We start from the raw sequence: 18,949 nt of genomic DNA on the forward strand, positions 1-18,949 counted from the left end.
GCCACCGCTGGGAAGTGAAGCCAAGCGGCGGGGGACGTTCCTGCTGCGCGCTGCGGGTCAGCGGCCGGGCGGGGCCTTGACGTCCCGCGGCCGCCGGGATGCACTTGAGATCAACAGATCGCCGCCGAGCGCGGTACATAACGCCATGCGCGGGCTACATAAGGAGACGCCGTGAAGCTTCCACATCCCCGGGGTCCTGTCAGTGAAACACTGCTGGCCGCGCTGCAGCGCAACGACGTTCCGGACGCCCTGCCGCAGGTGCAGGACGCAACAGAGCAGGCATTGGCCGCAACGGCGGACATCCTGTTCGACGACGATCTGCAGCTGGCACTGTTCTGCCTGTACGAACTGCACTACGGCGGGTTGGACGGGGTGAACGACCGGTGGGAATGGAATCTGCCGCTGCTGCAGGTCCGCGCGAAGATTGAGCAAGACCTGGAAGCGAGGCTGCGGGAGTCGGTGTCCGTGGCGGTGCCGGAGCGGCTGACGGCGCAGGCCGTGGCGGACCGGCTGTTCGAGATGGCAGCCGACGACGGCGGGCCGAGCGTCTCCGGATTCATGGCGCGCGAGGCCACGCTGGAGCAGGCGAAGGAATTTGTGGTGCTCCGCTCGGTGTACCAGCTCAAAGAAGCCGACCCGCATACCTGGGCGATTCCGCGCCTGCACGGGCGGGCGAAGTCGGCGATGGTGGAGATCCAGGCGGACGAGTACGGCGGCGGAAAGCCGGGGCGGATGCACTCGCAGCTGTTCGCGCGCACCATGCAGGGGCTGGGCCTTAATTCGTCCTTCGGCGCATATGTGGACTCGGTTCCGGCCATCACGCTGGCGTCGGTCAACGCCATGTCCATGTTCGGGCTCCAGCGGAGGCTGCGCGGAGCCATCTGCGGGCATCTGGCCATCTACGAAATGACTTCCTCCATCCCGAACGGAAAATACGCCCGCGGCTTCCGCCGGCTGGGCTTCGACGGCGAGGTGGCCGAGTACTTCGACGAGCATGTTGAAGCGGACGCAGTCCATGAACAGATTGCCGGACGGGATCTCGCCGGCGGGCTGATCGCCGAGGACCCCACGCTCGCCGCGGACGTCTTTTTCGGCGCCGGCAGCGCCTGCTATCTGGACGGACTCGCCGGCGGTTGGCAGCTGGACGCGTGGAATGCCGGCAGGTCGGCGCTGCGCCAGCCGCTCGATCCGGGCCAAGAGGCGCCGGTCGCCGCCGGCGCATCGGTGTGAGCATCGAGTATGTCCTGCCGCTGAAGTGGCAGGACTGCACCGGCGACGCCGAGCTGACTGCGTACCTCATGTCGCTGCCTGCCTGGGTGGACATCACCGTGGTGGACGGATCCGCCGACCCCGTGTTCGAACGGCATCACCGGCTCTGGCGGCGGCGGGTGCAGCATCTCCGCCCGGACGGACCGGCCACGCCCAACGGGAAAGTCCAGGGGGTGCTCACCGGATTGCGGCAGGCGCGGCATGACCGGGTCGTCATTGCCGACGACGACGTGCGGTACACCCCGGAGAGCCTTGCCGCCGTCGCGGAATTGCTGGCGCAGGCCGAACTGGTGCGCCCGCAGAACTACTTCGACCCGCTGCCGTGGCATGCCCGCTGGGACACCGCGCGGTCCCTGCTGAACCGGGCGTTCGCGTCCGACTACCCCGGCACGCTCGGCGTCCGCCGCTCGCTGCTGCTGAGGACCGGCGGCTACCGCGGCGACGTGTTGTTCGAGAACCTGGAACTGATCCGCACGGTCCAGGCCGCTGGCGGACGCCAGATCCGGGCCGACGGCATCTACGTCCGGCGGCTGCCGCCCACCTTCCGACACTTCATGGGCCAGCGGGTTCGGCAGGCCTACGATTCGCAAACCCAGCCCGGGCGCCTGGCCGTCGAGCTGCTGCTGGTCCCGCTCCTGCTGCTGCAGGCGCGCCGGCCGGCGGGCTACGGGGCGTGGGCGGCCGCCGCCGTCGTCCTTGCGGAAGCGGGGCGGCGGCGCGCCGGCGGTGCCCGGGTGTTCGGCGCGCGGGCCGCGCTGTGGGCACCGCTGTGGGTGCTGGAGCGGGCCGTGACCTCATGGCTCGCCGTGGGCTGGCGCTGGGCGGGCGGCGTGCCGTATTCCGGCCGTCGGCTGCGGAGCGCGGCCAGCAGCCCGGCATCACTGCGGCGGCGGTTCAGCCACTTTAACGCTTCGATAGGAGAAATTTATGACGAGCCAGGAACCGACCGAGATCGTCGTCTGCCCCGACGGGCCGCTGCTGGTGCGCGGTGACTTTGACCTCGTGGACGGCGACGGCGAGGCGGTGCCCCGGACGCGGGAGACGGTCGCCCTGTGCCGCTGCGGCGCGTCGGGCATCAAACCGTACTGCGACGGAACGCACAAGCTGATCGCGGCGAGGCGGAAGGCCGCGCAGTAGCGCGGTCGTGCGGCGCCGTAACGCGGTGGTGCGGCACCGCCGCTGAGGGGGCGTAATGCCTGACGAAGTCAACGACGACGCCGACGCGCCGTCCCGGCCGGTCGACGGTCCGCGCGAAGAGCGCTTCCTGGGCGGGCGGGACCTGACCCGGTGGAACACGCCACCGGGCAGGTTTTTGGCACGCGGGATGCACCGCCTCAGCAGCATCCTGGGTCCACACGCCGCGTTGATCCTCACGCTGGCCGCCGGGGCGCTGGTCGCCGTGCTGCTCACCGTCGCGTCGACCGAGATCTACGAGGCGGTGACCGACGAAGACGGCGTTGCCGAATTCGATCAGCCGGTCCTGGACGCTGCACAAACCGTCCGGTCACCCTGGCTCAATACGGCGGTGACCGCGTTCACGAACATCGGCGGGCCCATCGGCATGCCGATCCTCGCGTTGCTGGTCATGGGTATCCTGACCTTCCGCCGGCGGTCCTGGACACCGGCCATCCTGATCACCACCGCCGCCGCCGGGTCGCTGTTAATGACGGTTGCCGCCAAGCAGTTCATCGGACGGGCCCGGCCGCCGCTGCGGGAGGCGGTGCCGCCGTTCGAATATTCGGCGTCCTTTCCCAGCGGGCACTCCCTCAACGCGGTCGTCATCGCCGGCGTGGTGGCCTACCTGCTCATCCTGCGCCAGGCCAAGCGGCGGTCGAAGATCCTCACCGTCGGCGCCGCTGCCCTGTTCGCGGTGGCCATGGGATTGAGCAGGGTCTTTCTGGGCCACCACTGGTTCACCGATGTCCTGGTCGCCTGGACCCTCGGTGCCGCGTGGCTGGCGCTGGTCATCACCGCCCACCGCCTCTACCTGACCGTTTGGCACCGCGGGGGTGCACGGGGTCCCGCCCAGAGGAGATCCCCGCCGGCGGCACCCTAGGGCGGCACCCTGGGCAGATGCCCTCAGGCGGGTTCGACCGGGACACCGACCAAGGTTGCCTAGCACCCCGCCGGCGAGTGGGCGGGGATAGTCTGGAAGTCCCGACGTTCAAGGAGATGCCCATGAGTTCCGTCCTCCCCACCCTGCTCACCAGCACCGGTCTGCTCGGCGGTTTCAAGACCGGCCAGGCGACCAAGAACCGCCCGCTGGCCGGCGCCGTGCTGGCCGCCGCGGGGGCCGGAGCCTTCGCGATGTGGCAGCGCAACGCCGGCACCGGGCGGGCGGCGGCACTGACCGGTGGCTATCTGGCGGCCTTTGGCGTGTCCCATCCGCTGGCCAAGAAGATCGGCGCCTGGCCGGCGGTGTATACGGTGACGGCGGCGACGGCGCTGGCTTCGCTGGTCTTCGGCCGCAAGCGCTGACCGCCACCGGCGCGCGGGCCACCAAGGGTTGATTTCCGGAGCCGCGGCTCGGTTCCCCGGCGCCGTGCTTGATTGATTGCGTACGACTGCGCTCGGTTCCCGAACGGTGGGGTATCGCCCGGCGTTATGCCGCCGGCAGGTCCCAGTACAACCGGCCGGCTTCGGTTCGCGCACCCGCCGCCGGCTCGTGTAATGATTTCTTGCCGCCGGGCAGCAGGTGCACGACCTCGAAGGCGTGCAGCAGCACCAGGACGTCCGAGATGATCCGGCGGTGGCAGCGCCACCACACGCTCTCGCTGCACATGATCGCCACGTCGGCGGCCTCGACGTCGGTCAGCAGGCGTCCCAGTCCCTTGGCGAATTCCGGGGTGCGGGTGTAGGCGGCATAGGCCCGGAACGCAGCGACTTGCCACCAACTGTCCGGCTCCGGCTCGCCGGCGGGAATCCGCCGTCGGCCGCCCAAGTCTTCTTCCCAGCGGTAGCCGAGGCCCGCGATCGGAAGCCATTCGGCGAGCGCGTCGCGACCCATGTCCGGATGCTTGCGGCTGCCCGGGAACCGGCGGACATCGACGACCTTTTGCACGCCGGCGCCGTGGAGCAGTTCGGCCAGCTCTTCGGGCGTGCTGGTGCCGTGACCGACCGTGAACAGCCGGCGATGTACGTCCTGTGCCATCTGCGAATCCGAATTAACGCGGGGCCGAACCGTTCTTGCGGCTCACGCGGGTGCGGTAGCGCAGCTGGATGATGCGGGCTGCCCCGGCGGCGGCGACGAAGATTCCCCCGGCGACCGACGCCACGAACAGCGCCAGCCCCAGTGCGACTTGCCCCTCGAAGCCGAAATAGCGCAGCAGGACCTGGTCCTGGTTCTGCGCGATGAACACAATCAGCAGCACCAGCAGGAGCAGTGCAACGACCACCGACGTCCAGATCATCCCCAGCCGGGTGCCTTGTTGCCTCGCCTCGCGCCCGTCAAGCGCGTCCCGGCCTGTCCCGCCGGTTTTGGGCCCAAGATCGCCGGATTTGCCCTGCCCGGAGCCACCGGACGGCCCCGCTCCCGATCGGCCGGTGTGGGTACCCCCGGCTTCGGCTCCGTCCCGTCCCGTGCCCTGCGGATTGGAAGTCATTGCTGTCCTGCCTTTCGCCGCGGCGCCTTTTCCCTCAGCGTAGACGATGCATCAGCGCAGCAACACCGGCGTCAAACCGCAAACACGTCGTGCGCCACGACTTCGTGCACTTCGATCTGCCCACCTGGCAACTTCCAGTCATCAGGGGACGGCCTGCCGCACGGCCGCCCATTCAAGGTCCGTTGCCGGCCCTTGCTACTCCGCGAGGTTGCTGCGCAACAACTTGAAAAAGCGCTTCTGGTAGTCCGGCCATTCGTCGCTCACCAGGACGCGTTCAATCCCCTGCCGGACCCACTCGGCGTCCCAGTAGCCCAGCTTCACCAACTGCGGCAGCAGAACCGCCAGCTTGCGGTTCTCCCAGGGATTGCCCTCATCGAACTGCATGGCGCTGGCACCTTTGATTCCCGGTACGTGGAACAGTTCCTTGAGCGTCACGTCGATTAATCCCGGCCGCGCCCGCAGGAACTTGAGAAAGTCGATGGCTTCAACCTGCGTCTGGCTCAACAGCAGGAGCATCGCACCTCGGTGCGCCGGGGCCGGCACGAGGCCGTCGCGGACCCAGTCGAACATCGCGTCAATACCGCGGTTGCGGTCCCAGCCTTTGGGATTGCGCAGATAGCGGGCAGCCCATGCCTCGACGAACAGGTCAAGGTGGCCCGGAAACAACACCGGCGGCACGTCGCGCGCAACTTTGAAGTCGGTGTAGGACAGGTCGGCGGACCGCTCGGCGCCGCTGCAGGCCATGTGGGCAATGTCCGCGGCGGCCCAATGGTCGGGCTTCAGCGGGCCCTGCCACCACCCGTCCGGCGAGCGCTCGCCGGTCGGCTCTGCCGAGACCACCGTCCGGAACCTCCGGACCGTCGACTTCTGGCGCCGCTTTTCGCTGTCCGGCATGGCTGCCGCGTAGCCAAGGACCCCCGCGCGATCACCGGCGCCCAGCAAGTCGAACAGCGGGTTGTCGGCGGCCGGCACCGGCCCGGGATCGGTCATACCGCCAATCTAACCCGGCGGGCCCCGGCAGCCCGGCTTTCCGGCATGATCGGCATCTCGGCGGCCCGCTCGCCGGGCATGGCCCGTGGGGCCGGGCCCTGGACCCGCCCCGTTGGTTGTACGTTCCTGCCACCCCATAGGCTGGCATCATGGACTCCCCTATCCAGAGCTATCTCCGCGCCCTGCACGCCGAGCTCGCCGGCCTCAAGGACGGCAAGCCGTACGGCGGGATTCCCGCGATGGCCGGGGCGGACCCGGACAAGTTCGCCATCTGCCTGGCCACCGTGGACGGCTATGTGTACGAGGTCGGCGATTCGAACGAAGAGTTCACCATCCAGTCCATATCCAAGCCCTTCACGTACGGGCTCGCGCTCTCCGACCTCGGCCTCGACGCCGTGGACCAGAAGGTGGACGTAGAGCCGTCGGGCAACGCCTTCAACGAGATCTCCCTGGCTCCGGGCACCGGCCGCCCGGCCAACGCGATGATCAATGCCGGGGCACTGACCGCCACCTCCCTGATCAAGGGCAGCGGCGGCAAGACCGGTTTCCGCCGCATCCTCGAGCACTATTCCGCCTTCGCCGGCCGCGAACTGTCGGTCAGCGAACGCACGTTCCAGTCGGAGGCGCGGCACGGCTACCGCAACCGGGCGCTGGCCCATCTGCTGCGCTCCTTCGAGATCATCGAGCAGGATCCGGACCCGGTGGCCGAGGACTACTTCCGGCAATGCTCGGTGCTCGTCACCTGCCGCGATCTCTCGGTCATGGCGGCCACCCTGGCCAACGGCGGCACCAACCCGCTCACCGGAAAACAGGTGCTGGATTTGGAGGTGGAGGAACGGGTCCTCTCCGTGATGGCTACCTGCGGCATGTACGACGACGCCGGTGCCTGGCTCTCGGACGTGGGCATGCCGGCAAAGTCCGGGGTCGGCGGCGGCTTGCTCGCGGTGCTGCCGGGCCAGTTGGGCCTGGCCGTTTATTCGCCGCCGCTGGACGACCACGGCAGCAGCGTGCGCGGCGTGGCGGCCAGCCGGCGGATCTCGCACGACATGGGGCTGCACTTCGTCCGGGCCGCGCGCACCGGCCGCAACGCCATCCGCGCCAGCTACGACATCACCGACGCCCCGTCAGGGATCCGCCGCAACGACGAGGCCGCCGAGGTGCTGCGCGCCAACGGGCACCGCGCCCGCGTCATCGAGCTGAACGGCGACCTGCTGTTCGCCGGCACGGAATCCATGGTGCGCGAGGTCAGCGACCTGGACGATTCGGTGGAACTCGTCATCCTGGACATGCGCCGGGTGGACGAAACCGCCCCGGTCGCCCTGGACATGCTGGAGCAGCTTCGCGCCTCGCTCGCGGACGCCGGGCGCGAACTGGTGATGATCGACGGCGAGGGCGCCCTGGCGCAGCGGTTCGAGGAATCCGGGCGGCCGGTGCCGTCGTTCGCCACCCGCAGCACCGCCGTCGAATTCGCCGAAAACCGGCTGATCGCCGGCTACGGCGATCAGCTCTGCATGCCCGCCACTGTGGATGTGGCCGACTCCCCTGCGCTCAGCCCGCTCGACCGGGAGGACTCCGCCGCGCTCGCGGAGCTGATGGAAGAGCGCAGCTATGACGACGGCGAGCTCATCCGCCGGGTTGGCCAGCGCTTCGCCGGCGTCTATTTCATCCTGTCCGGCCGCGTCACCACCACCTCCACCGGGCCGGAGAACATCAGGGTCAAACTCACCACCCTCAGCGCAGGCATGACGTTCGGCGAAATGGCGCTGGGCAGCGCGGACCGGCAGGAAACCACCGTGCGCGCCGATGGCCCCGTTCGGGTCAAGCTCCTCCCGGCCGAAACCATGAGCCGGCTGGAGAGCGAAAACCCGCGCCTCGCCGTCGAACTCTGGAAAGCCCTGACCCGCGACGCGTACGCGCACGTGGACCGCTACATGCGCGAAACGGCCGTCCGCATCCGCGACTGACGGCTTAGAACGGGTACTGCGCGTGCCCGTTCTGCTGGATGGTGATCCAGCGCTCCTCGGTGAACGAATTGATGCCGGCCTGCCCGCCGAACTTGCCGTAGCCCGACTCCTGGATGCCGCCGAACGGTGCCATCGGTTCATCCAGCACCGGCTGGTCGTTGACGTGGCCGATGCCGGTCTTGAGCCGCTGCGCGACCTCGATGCCCTCGGCCAGGTTCTCCGTGATAACACCGGAGGTCAGGCCGTAGTGCGTGTCGTTCGCCAGCTTCACCGCCTGTTCCGGGCCGTCCACCTCCATCACTGTGGTCGCCGAACCGAAGATCTCCTCGTCGTAGATCCGCATCTCCTCGGTGATCCCGGAGAGCACCGTCGCGGGCACCACGGCCTGGGCAGCCTTCCCGCCGCCGGCCAGCACCGTCGCGCCCTTGGACACGGCGTCGTCGATCAATGCATACTGCCGGTCCGCCGCGGCCTGCGTGACCTGCGGGCCAATCACCGTGTCCTGCTTCATCGGGTCCCCGGTGGGCAGCGTGGCGACCTTCTCCGCGAAGCGGCTCGAGAACTCCTCGGAAATGCTCCGGTCCACGATCACGCGATCCACGGACATGCAGATCTGCCCGGCGTTCATGAACGAGCCGAAGGTCGCCGCCTGCACGGCGTAGTCGACGTCGGCGTCCTTGAGCACCACCAGGGAGTTCTTGCCGCCGAGCTCAAGCACCGCAGGCTTCAGGTTCTGCGCCGCCAGCGTGCCGACGATGCGTCCCACCTTGGTGGAACCGGTGAAGTTCACGTTGCGCACGCGGGGGTCGGAGATCAGGGTGCTCACCACCTCGTTCGCGTCCGCCCGGTCGTTGGTGATGACGTTCAGCACGCCGGCGGGCAGGCCCGCATCCAGCAACGCGTCCGCGAGGAACAGGCCACAGGAAAGCGGCGCGTCCTCGCTGGGCTTGAGCACCACGGTGTTTCCCACGGCCATTGGGATGGCCATGGCCCGCATGCCCAGGATGAAGGGCGCGTTCCACGGAGACAGCGCCGCCACCACCCCGTAGGGCTGCCGGACGGAGAACGAGAATTTGCCGGGCAGATCGGTGGCCAGCACGTCGCCGCGCGGCGCGGTGGTGGCCGCGGCGGCCGAGCGCAGGATGTTGGCGGCCAACTGGACGTTGAACCCGGCCCAGACCGCCACGCCGCCCACCTCGCCGGCCATCAGCTCGATGCCCTGCTGCATCCGTTCTTCGAACAAATCCGCAGCCTTCAGGAAAATCTTTGCCCGCTGGGTGGGAGGCGTAGCGGCCCAACCGTCGAAGGCCGCCGACGCCGCGTCGACCGCTCGCGTGACATCTTCCGGCCCGGCGGCAGCGACGGTCGCGAAGGGTTCGCCCGTGTAGGGGCCGATGTCCTCGGTGGTCTTGCCGGAGGCTGCCGGGACGTGCTCGCCGTTGATGATCAACTCACGCGTGATGGGCATGGCGCTCATTCCTTTCCGAAGTGGCTGGGCCACGCCGCCGACCACAGCCGAAGCGCCGGCCGTCCCCGCGGCCCGGATAAGGCGGAGCCTACTCCCGCCGCCGTGCCCGGACAATGGCACGGACGCGGATGGGGATCGCCGGCAGCCGACGGGTCGGCCTTGTTATAAGTGAAACCGTTTAAGTAGGTCGGTTATTACCGTTTTACGAAAGTGATTGTGAGCCGCATCATGGGATTCAGGTTCCGCCGGCACCACAGGCGGAAAAACACCGAGGAGCTCGACCGATGACCCATTCCCTCAAGCCGCACGTCGTCACGCTGGGCACCGCCGGCGGTCCCCGCTGGTGGACCGGCGAGAATGCAGGCCGCCGGACCGGCATCGCCACCGCCGTCGTCGTCGGCGATGCCGTCTATCTGGTGGACGCCGGCAACGGAGTCGGACGCCAGCTGATGAAAGCGGGCCTGCAGGTTTCGTCGTTGCGCGGGATTTTCCTGACCCACCTGCATTCCGACCACACGATCGATCTGGCCGGGCTGGCCATCTTCGGGCTGTTCACACTCACGCCCGGACAGCGGAGCATCCGCATCCTGGGACCCGGCGACCGGGGAGAATTGCCGCCGGCTTCACCCCGCGCCACGGTTCCGCCGTCGCCCGTTTTCCCGCAATTGCCGACGCCGGGCACTCGGGACATGTTCCACCACCTGATGCAGGCCTACGCCACCGACCTCAACGACCGGGTCATCGACGCCCTGCGCCCCTCGCCGCTGGACTATTTCGTGGCCGAAGACATCGCGGTCCCGGACGCCGTCGGCTACCACCCGAACCAGAACCCGACGCCGGCCGGCATGGAGCCGTTCGAGATCTACCGCGATGAACTGGTCACCGTGACAGCCACCCTGGTGGAGCACCCGCCCGTGGCACCCGCCTTCGCCTTCCGGTTCGACACGGCCGAAGGGTCGGTCACGATCTCCGGCGACACCGCCCCCTGCCAGAACCTGGTGCGGCTGGCGCGCGGCACCGACCTGCTCCTGCACGAGGCCATCGACTTCGACTGGGTGCAGCGGGCGTACGGCAGCATCGATTCCGACGAAGCCCGGGCCTCAATGGACCACCACCGCAGGTCCCACACCTCGCCGCAGGACGCCATCGCGATCGCGCGGCAGGCCGGCGCCCGCACCTTGGCTCTGCACCACCTGGTGCCGGGAACCACGCCGGACGCAGTCTGGCAGGCACACGGCAAGGACTTCAGCGGCACGTTCCTGATCCCCGACGATCTGGACGTTATCTCCTTCTCTTCCAGCGACCCGGAATCCACCGGAGTCGCCGATCATGACGAAATGGCGGTTGCACCATGAGCAATAACACGACGACGGCGTCGGCCCCTGCGGCGAACGACAGGCAGCCCGGGGACCTGAAGGTCCCCAGCCTCAACACCCCGGAGATGCGGCGCATCCTGGCGTCCAGCTTCCTGGGCAGTGCCATCGAATTCTACGATTTCATCCTCTACGCCACCGCGGCGGCGCTGGTTTTCAACACGGTGTTCTTCGTGAACCTGGACCCCGCGGTGGGGATCTTCGCCTCCTTCGCCACGCTGGCGGTCGGCTACATCGCCCGGCCGCTCGGCGGGATCATCTTCGGCCACTTCGGTGACCGGCTGGGGCGCAAGGGCGTGCTGATCACCTCCATGGTGCTCATGGGCGTGGCGACTACCCTGATCGGCCTGCTGCCGACCACGGCGCAGATAGGCATGGCCGCTCCGTTGGCGCTGATCGTCCTGCGCATCGTCCAAGGCTTGGCCGTCGGGGGCGAGTGGGGCGGTGCCATGCTGATGGGCCTGGAACACGCACCGAAGGAACGCCGCGGGTTCGCGGCCAGTTTCGCCAACATGGGAGGTCCCGCCGGTGCGGTGTTGGCCACCCTGGCGGTTTCGGCCGTGTCCGTGCTGCCGGACGAGCAGTTCCTGACCTGGGGCTGGCGGCTGCCGTTCCTGATCAGCATCGTCCTGGTGGGCATTGGCCTGATCGTTCGCCTCAAGGTCGCCGAGTCCCCGCTGTTCCTTGCGCTGGAGGACAAGGCCGAGGAGAAAAAGATCCCGATTCTCGAGGTGCTGACGAAGTACCCGAAGAACGTGATCATGGGCACGCTGGTGGGGATGAGCTCCTACACCGTCCAAGGCCTGATGACCGTCTGGGCCATCTCCTATGTGGTGGACGAGGTCGGCCTGGACCGGACGAGCGTCCTCAACGTCAAAGCGTTGGGCGCGGCGCTGACCGTCGTCGCCATCTGGTTTGCGGCCCGGCACAGCGACAAGCTCGGCCGCCGGCCCGTGATGCTGATCGGCATCACCGCCGGCGCGGTGCTGGCCTTCCCCATCATGTGGATGCTGGAGCTCGGGACGCTGTGGCTGTTCGCGATCGGGCTGTTCCTGGCCAACGGCGTCATCCAGGGCACGATCTTCGGACCGTTCGGGGCGTTTACCGCCGAGCTGTTCCCGACCCGGATGCGCTACACCGGCGCCTCGCTGGTCTACCAGCTCTCCTCGACGCTGGGCGCAGGTTTTACCCCCATGATCGCCAGCGGGCTGGTGCTGGCGGCCGGCGGCGAGCTGTGGCTGGTGGCGACGGTCTGGGCCGGCGCGTTCGTCCTCGCAGGGCTGTGCATCCTGGCTATCAAGGAAGGAAAGGACCAGGACCTGACCGCGGAGAACATGTAGTTCCTCCAGCATGCCGTACCGGCATGCGGCGGCCGTTGCCCGAGGCAGCGGCCGCCGTCGCGGTTAAGCGGGATCACGCCGTCGTGTGCTCATCCCAGCCGCTCGCCGCAGCGCCTTCAGGGTGGATCACGCCGTCGTGTGCTCATCCCATCCGCTCGCCGCAGCGCCGCCAACCTCTGCGCAGAAGTCCAGGAATGCCCGCAGCCTGAGGCTGGGCCGGGTGACGCTGGCGTAGGCCACACAGACATCGCTGTGACCGACCGGCCCGTCGATTTCCACCGTGGCCAGGGGAAGCCCGTCGTAGCTGTAATTGCCCGGCGGCCGCTGCACCAGCACGGTGTAGCCGAGGCCGCGCGCCACCATGCCCCGCACCGCCTCAAAACTTGACGATCGCCAGGCGATCTTCGGATCCAGCCCGGACAGCCGCAGATTGACCAACTGGTTATCTCGCACGGTGGGGATGTCCAGCGAGACGAAGTCTTCTTCGGCCAGCTCGGCGAGCCGGACGCTTTTGCGCGAAGCCAGCGGGTGGCTTGCAGCAAGCAGGACGTAGGGCCGGCCTTCCTTGACGGTGCGGGCCTGCACGCCGGGCAAGAGGTGCCGCGTATGGGTCAGCACCGCATCCAAATAGCCCTCTTGCATCCGGTGCTGCAGCTCGGCGGCCTCGCCTTCCTCCATGGTCACGGTGAGGCGCGGATGCGGCTTGATGAACCGTTCGCTGATCACCGGAACCCAGAAGGCGGACAGGGTGCTGTAACAGCCGATGGCCAGCGGGCCGACCAACCCCTGCTGGCGCTCGATGATGCTGTTCTGCACGTCGTCGGCGTGCCGGACCAGGCTCCGGACGTCGCGCAGGAACTGCTGCCCGACGCCGGTCAGGGCGATTCCGCGGGACCGGTGCCGCACCATCAGCTGCGCGCCGACGATCCGCTCCAGCTCTGTCAGCGCCTGGGACATCGCCGCCTGTGAGATGTGGCTGGCGGCGGCGGCGGCCGAGATTGAGCCGTGGTCAGCGACTGCCACAAAGTACTGCAGCTGTTTAAGCGTGAAGTCCACCACTCTGCCAGCGTACAAGTTAGCCCGCAGCGACTGCTTAATCGGCCGATTGTTGCGCCCGTTGTACCGTGACGGACGCGTGCAACGGCCCCCTGGGGGTTGCTCGCTCCTGACCGCAAGATGGCTCTCAGGTTATCCACAGGTAAATTTCAGGGCTTGGACAGTTACCGAACCGTTATGTAATGTTTTCAGCACGTCGGCGATCATGCGCCGATGTCCTCGGAGGGTATTGCCTAGCTCTGCCAGCCTTTCCGAGTTCGTTCGCTAGACATCTGGCAGAGGCGGGGGACCCACATTCCGGGCCCCTCTTGGGGCTCTTGGGGTTAAGTCGTACGGAGTGCTTACCGCACTGCCGCACGGCCGGGTGACTCCCACCCGAACCCGACAGCTTACCTCGCAGGCATTGGGAGAGGTATCTTCTTGCTGCTCAAAAACAATCGCGCACGCCACCGTGCCACCCCGGTCCGCAACACCACCGTGGCCGGTCTGTCCCAGGCTGTATCGTCCCGCGCCGGAACCGTCGGCCGCGGCGCCGCCGTCGTCACCGCCGCCGGTGGCCTGATGCTGGGTGCCGGCCTGCCGGCCAATGCCGCCGCCGATGTCACGGTCCCGACCTACGGCGCTGCCAATGCAACGGACACCGTTGCCGCTCCGGCCAACGCCGGCTTCGAGGTGGAGCGCGCTTCCGTTACCAGCTCGGCCGCCGACGCCGGTGCCGCTACCGGTGCCACCACGCACACCGTGGTCGCGGGCGACACCGTGGGCACGATTGCCGCCCAGTACGGCAAGAATGTGCAGGACGTGCTGGCCATCAACGGCCTGGGCGCGTACTCCATCATCTACCCGGGCGACCAGATCGCGCTGACCGGATCCGCACAGTCCGGTGGCGGACAGGCAGCGCAGGCCGGCGGCGGAGCCGCTACGACCCTGGCTGCGTCGACCGACGCCGCGACTGTCTCGCTGGCCAGCGCCGACATCAAGCCGGCCTCCACCGGTGGCAACCAGAGCATCGTGGACATCGCCCTGTCCGCCCAGGGCACGCCCTACGTCTGGGGCGGCACCTCCACGGCCGGCTGGGACTGCTCCGGCTTCACCCAGTGGGTCTACGCCCAGGCCGGCGTTGACCTCCCCCGCCTCAGCCAGCACCAGGGCGGCGCCCTTACCCCGACCAGCAACCCGCAGCCGGGCGACCTGGTGGTGCAGAACGGCGGCGGCCACGTGGGCATCTACCTGGGCGGCGGCAAAATGATCAGCGCCCTGAACCCGAGTCAGGGCACCATGGTGCACGACGTGAACGCCATGCCCGTTACCGGTTACTACACGATGTAACCACCCCTAAAACTCCTGGACCGGCTAATCCCCCAACGGCCGGTCCAGGATCACAGGGAAGCCTCGTCGGCCTTGCGCCGGCGGGGCTTCTCCTCTTTTAACCCGTAAGCGCGACTTTCCCTCCACTTAAACGACGCGGCCGGAGTCCTCTTGAAGGGGACCGGTGGGGGAACCATTGGCGCGCGCCCCTCCCCCGCAGGAGGCGGTTGCCGCCCGGCGGCGAGCACCGGCGTCGTTGTTTATTCGAGGTTGACCGCCGGGAATAGGAGTCAGTGGGGGCAGGTTAAGCTGTTACTCCGCCTGCGCCCGGCCTTCTTGGGCTGTTTCCGGCCGCCCCCAACAGCACGATTTCCACGCGAGGATCTTCCCGTGAATAAAGATATGTCGACGAACAGAGCCTCGGCACGGCCCGGACCCGCCCGCGGCAGCGGGCTGACGGCTGATGAGTCGCGCCGGAACCGCCGCGTGATTGGCATCCTGTTGATGTCTGCGTTCGTGGTGATCCTGAACGAGACCATCATGTCCGTGGCGCTGACCGACCTGATGGACGACCTGGGCATCAGCGCCCGCGCGGCGCAGTGGCTGACCACGGCGTTCATGCTGACCATGGCCGTGGTCATCCCGGTGACCGGATTCCTTTTGCAGCGTTTCACCACGCGCCAGGTTTTCACCGCTTCGATGGCGCTGTTCTCCGCGGGAACGCTGCTGGCCGCGCTGGCTCCGGGGTTCGAGGTGCTGCTGGTGGCCCGCGTGGTCCAGGCGTCGGGCACCGCGATCATGATGCCGCTGCTGATGACCACGCTGATGAACCTGGTGCCGGCCGAGGACCGCGGCAAAACGATGGGCAACGTCTCGATTGTCATATCAGTGGCGCCGGCCATCGGCCCGACCATCTCCGGCATCATCCTCAACACCTTGTCCTGGCGCTGGATGTTCTGGCTGGTGCTGCCGATCGCGCTGGCCATGCTGGCGGTCGGCAACCGGCGGATCCAGAACGTGACCGAGCCCCGGCCGGTGCCGCTGGACCTGCCGTCCGTGGCGCTCTCCGCCATCGGCTTCGGCGGGCTGATCTACGGCCTCAGCCAGGTCGGCGCCGGGCACGGAACAACGACGGCGGGGCCGGGCACGGGTGCCGCCATGTGGGTTGCATTTGCGGCCGGCGGCGTGGGGCTGCTGGTATTCCTGCTCCGTCAGGTTCGGCTGCAGCGCTCGGACAGGGCGTTGCTGGACCTGCGGACCTTCCGCTCCGGCAACTTCTCCGTGTCCGTCGGGCTGATGGCTGTCAGCATGGCCGCACTGTTCGGCACCATCATTTTGCTCCCTATATATATGCAGCAGGTCCTGGGGCTCGAGCCGCTGCAGATCGGGCTGATGCTGCTGCCGGGCGGGCTGTTGATGGGCCTGCTGGCCCCGGCCGTCGGCCGGCTCTATGACAAGTTCGGCCCGAGGGTGCTGCTGGTGCCGGGGACGGCGGTGGTCAGCGCCGTACTCTGGTTCTTCTCCACGGTCAGCGAGGACACCGCCGCGCTGACGCTGCTGGCGGCGCACATCGTGCTCAGCGTGGGTCTGGCGCTGCTGTTCACGCCGCTGTTTTCCGCTGGTCTCGGGTCGGTGCGGCGGCAACTGTACTCGCACGGAAGCGCCGTCATCGGCACGGTGCAGCAAGTGGCCGGGGCAGCGGGCACCGCCATGTTCGTCACCGTCATGTCCATGCAGGCGGCCGTTCTTTCCGCCGAAGGTGCGGCAACGACGACGGCGGTGGCAGGCGGAGTGCGGATGGCTTTCCTGGCCGGAGCCCTCATCTCCATCGTGGCCGTGGCGGCGGCTTTCTTCATTCGGAAACCGGTGGAGGAGCCCGCCGGCGAGCCGGCTTCAGTGGAGGGCGCGCCGGTCGCCCGCTGACGACGGGGCCCGGGCGTAATTTGAACGCTTGGCTTTCGCCGCCGCCGCCGGGGCCTGTTCACCCATCCACTTCTTCTCCACAGCCAGCCCCGTGCGCTTGCTCATCCACATGCCGACCCTTGGTTCTCCTACCCTGTTCGCGGGCTTCATAGGCTGTATTTATGGCGATCGAGGTGCTGGATGAAGCTACGGGGGCAGGGCAGGATGATTCCGTCCGGCTGGCCCGGATCCGCGCCGAGGTCAGCGAACTGAATAATCGCCTTCGGAACGACGGGCTGAGACGCAGTACCAAGTCGGTGGCCCGGACGGCGGCACAGGTTGAAGAGCTGGCCAACATTGTTGGTCAAACCCAGCTGATTCTGGCGGGCATCATCAAAGAGCAAAACATCGCCGCCGTTGGGGAAACAGACAAGCCGCATGACCCCGAGGCAGCGAATCATCGTATGCGCGGCGCCTACAAATCGAACGAAGACTATCTGCGGGCGAAGTTGGGCATTGCACGGCAGGAGGCTGCACGACGCTTCCAACTCGCGGAAGCCACCGAAGTCCGCCCAGCGCCCCCGGGTAAGCCTGTTGTGTCGCCCAGGCTGCCGGTGCTCGCCCGTGCAATGGATGATGGAATGGTCTCCGGTCAGGCCGCAACTCTGATCCGAAGGGCTGTCGATGGGCTGCGTCGCACCGCGGAGCCGGAGCAGCTCCGCAAGATGGAAGAGGCACTGGTTCAGCATGCCTCCGATTACGACACCGACTCGCTCAGGCTGCTGATCCGGCATTGGGAAGGCGGCCTCAACCCAGCCGGCGCCGATCTCGGGCCAGCCGAGCTCAAAGCACGCCAGGGCCTGTTCTATCGCGGGCGGCGCAATGGCCTGCACTGCTACGAAATCAACGCCACCGACGAACAGAATGAAGTTCTTGCAACCGTCTACAACACCGCCACCAACCCTCGTTTGAGGGAAGGGACGGCCACGGCCGGGGCAGTAGGATTTGACGCGGTTGACGCACCAAATGCGGCCTCCCGATTGAACGGCGCTTCCGACAACGACGACGAGGTCTTCACCCCGGACACGGATGCTCGAGACAGCGGAGCGGATGCGACGGTAGAGGACGGGCGTACCCGGCAGCAGAAGCAGCTCGACGGCCTCATTGGTGCCTGCAAAATCGCTCTCACCACGGATCTTCTACCAGCCACCGGCGGTCGACGGCCGCAGCTGCTGGTCACCATCGACTACAAGGACTTGGCCTCCGAATTCGGACGTCCGGGAACCAGCATCTTCTCCGGGCCGCTGAGCGCCAAGGCAATACGGCGGATAGCTTGCGATGCCGACATCATCCCGGTGATCCTCTCCGGCACGGGTGCGGTTCTGGATGTCGGCCAGTCCCAGCGGTTGTTTCCGAAGTACATGCGGCTGGCAATCATCGCCAGGGATGGAGGTTGTGCCTTCCCCGACTGTACTGCGCCCTCGCCCTGGACCGAAGTGCATCACATCCAGTGGTTTGAGAAGGGTGGTCCCACCTCGGTCGACAATGGCGTCTTGGTCTGCGGGCACCACCACCATTTGCTGCATCAGGGAGATTGGCGGGTCACCGTGAGCAAGGGCGTGCCTTGGTTCCTACCGCCGCTCAGCGTCGACCCGGCTGAAAGGCCGCTCCGAAACCACGTGTGGTTGAAAGACGCGCCGCTGCCCGAACGCCTGCCGGAGCCGGCCGAAGTAGGTTCAGAACCCTGTCGGTCCGGCAGCCCTCCCCCGGACGGAGGCCCATTAGACCCTGACGCGACGGTCCGCAGGACGCCGTTCGGCCACTTAGGTCCGCCGAAGGTCCCGATGCAGTCGGAACTCGATATCGGGACGGACAGCGCCACGGGAGCCACGGCGCCGCCCGGCAGAAGTTCCAGTCCATTTGACGGTTGGCCGGCTCAGCCTGAAACGCCGCCGTTCTGAAAGCGGCGTTCCCGCCGGTCCCCCGGCTGCCCTGGCGCCCCACAGGCTTTCCCATTCCGCGCAAGAGCGGTTTGGGAGTGGTCAGTTGGTTGCCTAACTACCCAGCGCCGTTGTTGTCGCAGGCTTGCTGCATGGAGGCCAGGGCGTCGGCCGGAATCTGGTCGCCGGACTCGGCGATCTGCGACATCGGCCCGGTGATCTCCGCGGGAACGCCGGCTGCGTCGGCGGCAGAAACCAGACCCCCGAGCATCTCCTTCTCCTTTGGACCGATACTGCCGTCCTGAATCGGGGCACACACCTGCTTGACTGCTTCCCCGACCGCTGCGTTGGCCAAGTTGGACGCGGCTTGACCCACGGCCTCGGAAGCGGAATTGGCGGCTTGGTCGACGGCGTCGGAGGCGGCCTGTTCAACCTGAGCGCAGCCGCTGGCAAGCAGGGCGACGAGTGGCAGCATGAGCAAGGCGGAGTATCGGCGAATCACCCTGCAACATTACTATGCCGCGGTAGCGTTCCCGATAACGCGTCGGCGGCGTCAGGCCGTTCCTAACGGTCCGCCGTGGACTCGTCGGCGGCGATGAGCAGGAGACCCCCGGCGGCGGCGGCCACGCCCCGAGGCGTCGCGGAGAATGAAATGCCGGATTTCACCGGCTGTGGCCCACAGGCGATCCGGCAATTACAGCGCCCGGAAGATGGCCGTTCGTTAAAGATGGACATGC

At 67.6% G+C, this 18,949-nt stretch carries 17 protein-coding genes and 1 riboswitch; of the genes, 11 read left to right on the forward strand and 6 right to left on the reverse strand.

All coding sequences use genetic code 11. The features are described from left to right. The first annotated feature begins 171 nt into the window (after positions 1-171). The 5 genes from AC5RTY_RS15290 to AC5RTY_RS15310 all read left to right on the forward strand — a co-directional run bounded on the left by AC5RTY_RS15290 (position 172) and on the right by AC5RTY_RS15310 (position 3,747). Positions 172-1,230 (forward strand): iron-containing redox enzyme family protein, encoded by a 1,059-nt coding sequence (locus AC5RTY_RS15290; protein WP_494026230.1) that lies wholly within the window; start codon positions 172-174, stop codon positions 1,228-1,230. Further along, positions 1,227-2,261 (forward strand): glycosyltransferase family 2 protein, encoded by a 1,035-nt coding sequence (locus tag AC5RTY_RS15295; protein ID WP_494139864.1) that lies wholly within the window; start codon positions 1,227-1,229, stop codon positions 2,259-2,261. The genes AC5RTY_RS15290 and AC5RTY_RS15295 overlap by 4 nt, the downstream gene beginning before the upstream one ends. Next, positions 2,197-2,406, forward strand: a complete 210-nt coding sequence (locus AC5RTY_RS15300; protein WP_494001678.1) for a CDGSH iron-sulfur domain-containing protein — start codon at positions 2,197-2,199, stop codon at positions 2,404-2,406. The genes AC5RTY_RS15295 and AC5RTY_RS15300 overlap by 65 nt, the downstream gene beginning before the upstream one ends. Before the next feature lie 55 nt (positions 2,407-2,461). Next, entirely contained in the window at positions 2,462-3,325 is an 864-nt protein-coding gene (locus tag AC5RTY_RS15305) for a phosphatase PAP2 family protein (protein WP_494026232.1), read from the forward strand. Positions 3,326-3,447: 122 nt separating this feature from the next. After that, positions 3,448-3,747, forward strand: a complete 300-nt coding sequence (locus AC5RTY_RS15310; protein WP_493987708.1) for a hypothetical protein — start codon at positions 3,448-3,450, stop codon at positions 3,745-3,747. Positions 3,748-3,871: 124 nt separating this feature from the next. On the opposite strand, the gene AC5RTY_RS15315 is transcribed toward AC5RTY_RS15310, so the two are convergent. From AC5RTY_RS15315 to AC5RTY_RS15325, 3 genes are all read right to left on the reverse strand, one after another. Beyond that, complete coding sequence (locus tag AC5RTY_RS15315; protein WP_494139865.1) at positions 3,872-4,420, reverse strand: DUF488 domain-containing protein; 549 nt, start codon at positions 4,418-4,420, stop codon at positions 3,872-3,874. A gap of 13 nt (positions 4,421-4,433) precedes the next feature. Further along, positions 4,434-4,871, reverse strand: a complete 438-nt coding sequence (locus AC5RTY_RS15320) for a LapA family protein (RefSeq protein WP_494001682.1) — start codon at positions 4,869-4,871, stop codon at positions 4,434-4,436. A 195-nt stretch (positions 4,872-5,066) separates the two neighbouring features. Beyond that, on the reverse strand, positions 5,067-5,861 hold the full coding sequence (locus tag AC5RTY_RS15325) for a hypothetical protein (protein ID WP_494139866.1): 795 nt from the start codon (positions 5,859-5,861) through the stop codon (positions 5,067-5,069). 149 nt (positions 5,862-6,010) lie between these two features. Between AC5RTY_RS15325 and glsA the strand changes: the two genes are divergently transcribed. Beyond that, positions 6,011-7,825: a glutaminase A gene (gene glsA / locus AC5RTY_RS15330; RefSeq protein WP_494139867.1), complete on the forward strand. Its 1,815-nt coding sequence runs from the start codon at positions 6,011-6,013 to the stop codon at positions 7,823-7,825. Between the two features lie 4 nt (positions 7,826-7,829). Here glsA and AC5RTY_RS15335 read toward each other — a convergent pair whose 3' ends face one another. Further along, on the reverse strand, positions 7,830-9,293 hold the full coding sequence (locus AC5RTY_RS15335; RefSeq protein ID WP_494139868.1) for an aldehyde dehydrogenase family protein: 1,464 nt from the start codon (positions 9,291-9,293) through the stop codon (positions 7,830-7,832). A 284-nt stretch (positions 9,294-9,577) separates the two neighbouring features. Between AC5RTY_RS15335 and AC5RTY_RS15340 the strand changes: the two genes are divergently transcribed. Together AC5RTY_RS15340 and AC5RTY_RS15345 are read left to right on the forward strand one after the other, a co-directional pair. Next, positions 9,578-10,648: an MBL fold metallo-hydrolase gene (locus AC5RTY_RS15340; RefSeq protein WP_494023460.1), complete on the forward strand. Its 1,071-nt coding sequence runs from the start codon at positions 9,578-9,580 to the stop codon at positions 10,646-10,648. Continuing rightward, positions 10,645-12,006, forward strand: coding sequence for an MFS transporter (locus AC5RTY_RS15345; protein ID WP_494001687.1), 1,362 nt, complete (start codon positions 10,645-10,647; stop codon positions 12,004-12,006). Before AC5RTY_RS15340 ends, AC5RTY_RS15345 begins: the two co-directional genes overlap by 4 nt. Before the next feature lie 126 nt (positions 12,007-12,132). Here the strand turns inward: AC5RTY_RS15345 and AC5RTY_RS15350 are convergent, their stop codons facing one another. Continuing rightward, positions 12,133-13,065, reverse strand: a complete 933-nt coding sequence (locus tag AC5RTY_RS15350; protein WP_494101705.1) for a LysR substrate-binding domain-containing protein — start codon at positions 13,063-13,065, stop codon at positions 12,133-12,135. A gap of 249 nt (positions 13,066-13,314) precedes the next feature. Beyond that, positions 13,315-13,479: riboswitch (cyclic di-AMP (ydaO/yuaA leader) on the forward strand. 3 nt (positions 13,480-13,482) lie between these two features. Here AC5RTY_RS15350 and AC5RTY_RS15355 point away from each other — a divergent pair. From AC5RTY_RS15355 to AC5RTY_RS15365, 3 genes are all read left to right on the forward strand, one after another. Further along, positions 13,483-14,391 carry a C40 family peptidase gene (locus AC5RTY_RS15355; RefSeq protein ID WP_494139869.1) on the forward strand — a complete coding sequence of 303 codons (909 nt, stop codon included), beginning with the start codon at positions 13,483-13,485 and terminating at the stop codon, positions 14,389-14,391. Positions 14,392-14,772: 381 nt separating this feature from the next. Continuing rightward, the gene (locus AC5RTY_RS15360) at positions 14,773-16,293 is read left to right on the forward strand and encodes an MDR family MFS transporter (RefSeq protein ID WP_494139870.1); all 1,521 of its coding nucleotides are present in this window, start codon (positions 14,773-14,775) and stop codon (positions 16,291-16,293) included. A gap of 161 nt (positions 16,294-16,454) precedes the next feature. After that, positions 16,455-18,233: an HNH endonuclease signature motif containing protein gene (locus AC5RTY_RS15365; protein WP_494139871.1), complete on the forward strand. Its 1,779-nt coding sequence runs from the start codon at positions 16,455-16,457 to the stop codon at positions 18,231-18,233. A 97-nt stretch (positions 18,234-18,330) separates the two neighbouring features. Here the strand turns inward: AC5RTY_RS15365 and AC5RTY_RS15370 are convergent, their stop codons facing one another. Then, on the reverse strand, positions 18,331-18,714 hold the full coding sequence (locus tag AC5RTY_RS15370; protein ID WP_494139872.1) for a hypothetical protein: 384 nt from the start codon (positions 18,712-18,714) through the stop codon (positions 18,331-18,333). Between the last annotated feature and the right edge of the window lie 235 nt (positions 18,715-18,949).

The sequence above is a fragment of the Arthrobacter sp. Y3224055 genome (assembly GCF_059090825.1).

Excerpts from the sequence above, each read along its gene's own strand:
- AC5RTY_RS15320 (WP_494001682.1), bottom strand. The coding sequence starts at position 4,871 with ATGACTTCCAATCCGCAGGGCACGGGACGGGACGGAGCCGAAGCCGGG.
- AC5RTY_RS15345 (WP_494001687.1), top strand. The coding sequence starts at position 10,645 with ATGAGCAATAACACGACGACGGCGTCGGCCCCTGCGGCGAACGACAGG.
- glsA (WP_494139867.1), top strand. The coding sequence starts at position 6,011 with ATGGACTCCCCTATCCAGAGCTATCTCCGCGCCCTGCACGCCGAGCTC.
- AC5RTY_RS15315 (WP_494139865.1), bottom strand. The coding sequence starts at position 4,420 with ATGGCACAGGACGTACATCGCCGGCTGTTCACGGTCGGTCACGGCACC.
- AC5RTY_RS15365 (WP_494139871.1), top strand. The coding sequence starts at position 16,455 with ATGGCGATCGAGGTGCTGGATGAAGCTACGGGGGCAGGGCAGGATGAT.
- AC5RTY_RS15300 (WP_494001678.1), top strand. The coding sequence starts at position 2,197 with ATGACGAGCCAGGAACCGACCGAGATCGTCGTCTGCCCCGACGGGCCG.
- AC5RTY_RS15340 (WP_494023460.1), top strand. The coding sequence starts at position 9,578 with ATGACCCATTCCCTCAAGCCGCACGTCGTCACGCTGGGCACCGCCGGC.
- AC5RTY_RS15305 (WP_494026232.1), top strand. The coding sequence starts at position 2,462 with ATGCCTGACGAAGTCAACGACGACGCCGACGCGCCGTCCCGGCCGGTC.
- AC5RTY_RS15335 (WP_494139868.1), bottom strand. The coding sequence starts at position 9,293 with ATGCCCATCACGCGTGAGTTGATCATCAACGGCGAGCACGTCCCGGCA.
- AC5RTY_RS15310 (WP_493987708.1), top strand. The coding sequence starts at position 3,448 with ATGAGTTCCGTCCTCCCCACCCTGCTCACCAGCACCGGTCTGCTCGGC.
- AC5RTY_RS15325 (WP_494139866.1), bottom strand. The coding sequence starts at position 5,861 with ATGACCGATCCCGGGCCGGTGCCGGCCGCCGACAACCCGCTGTTCGAC.
- AC5RTY_RS15360 (WP_494139870.1), top strand. The coding sequence starts at position 14,773 with ATGTCGACGAACAGAGCCTCGGCACGGCCCGGACCCGCCCGCGGCAGC.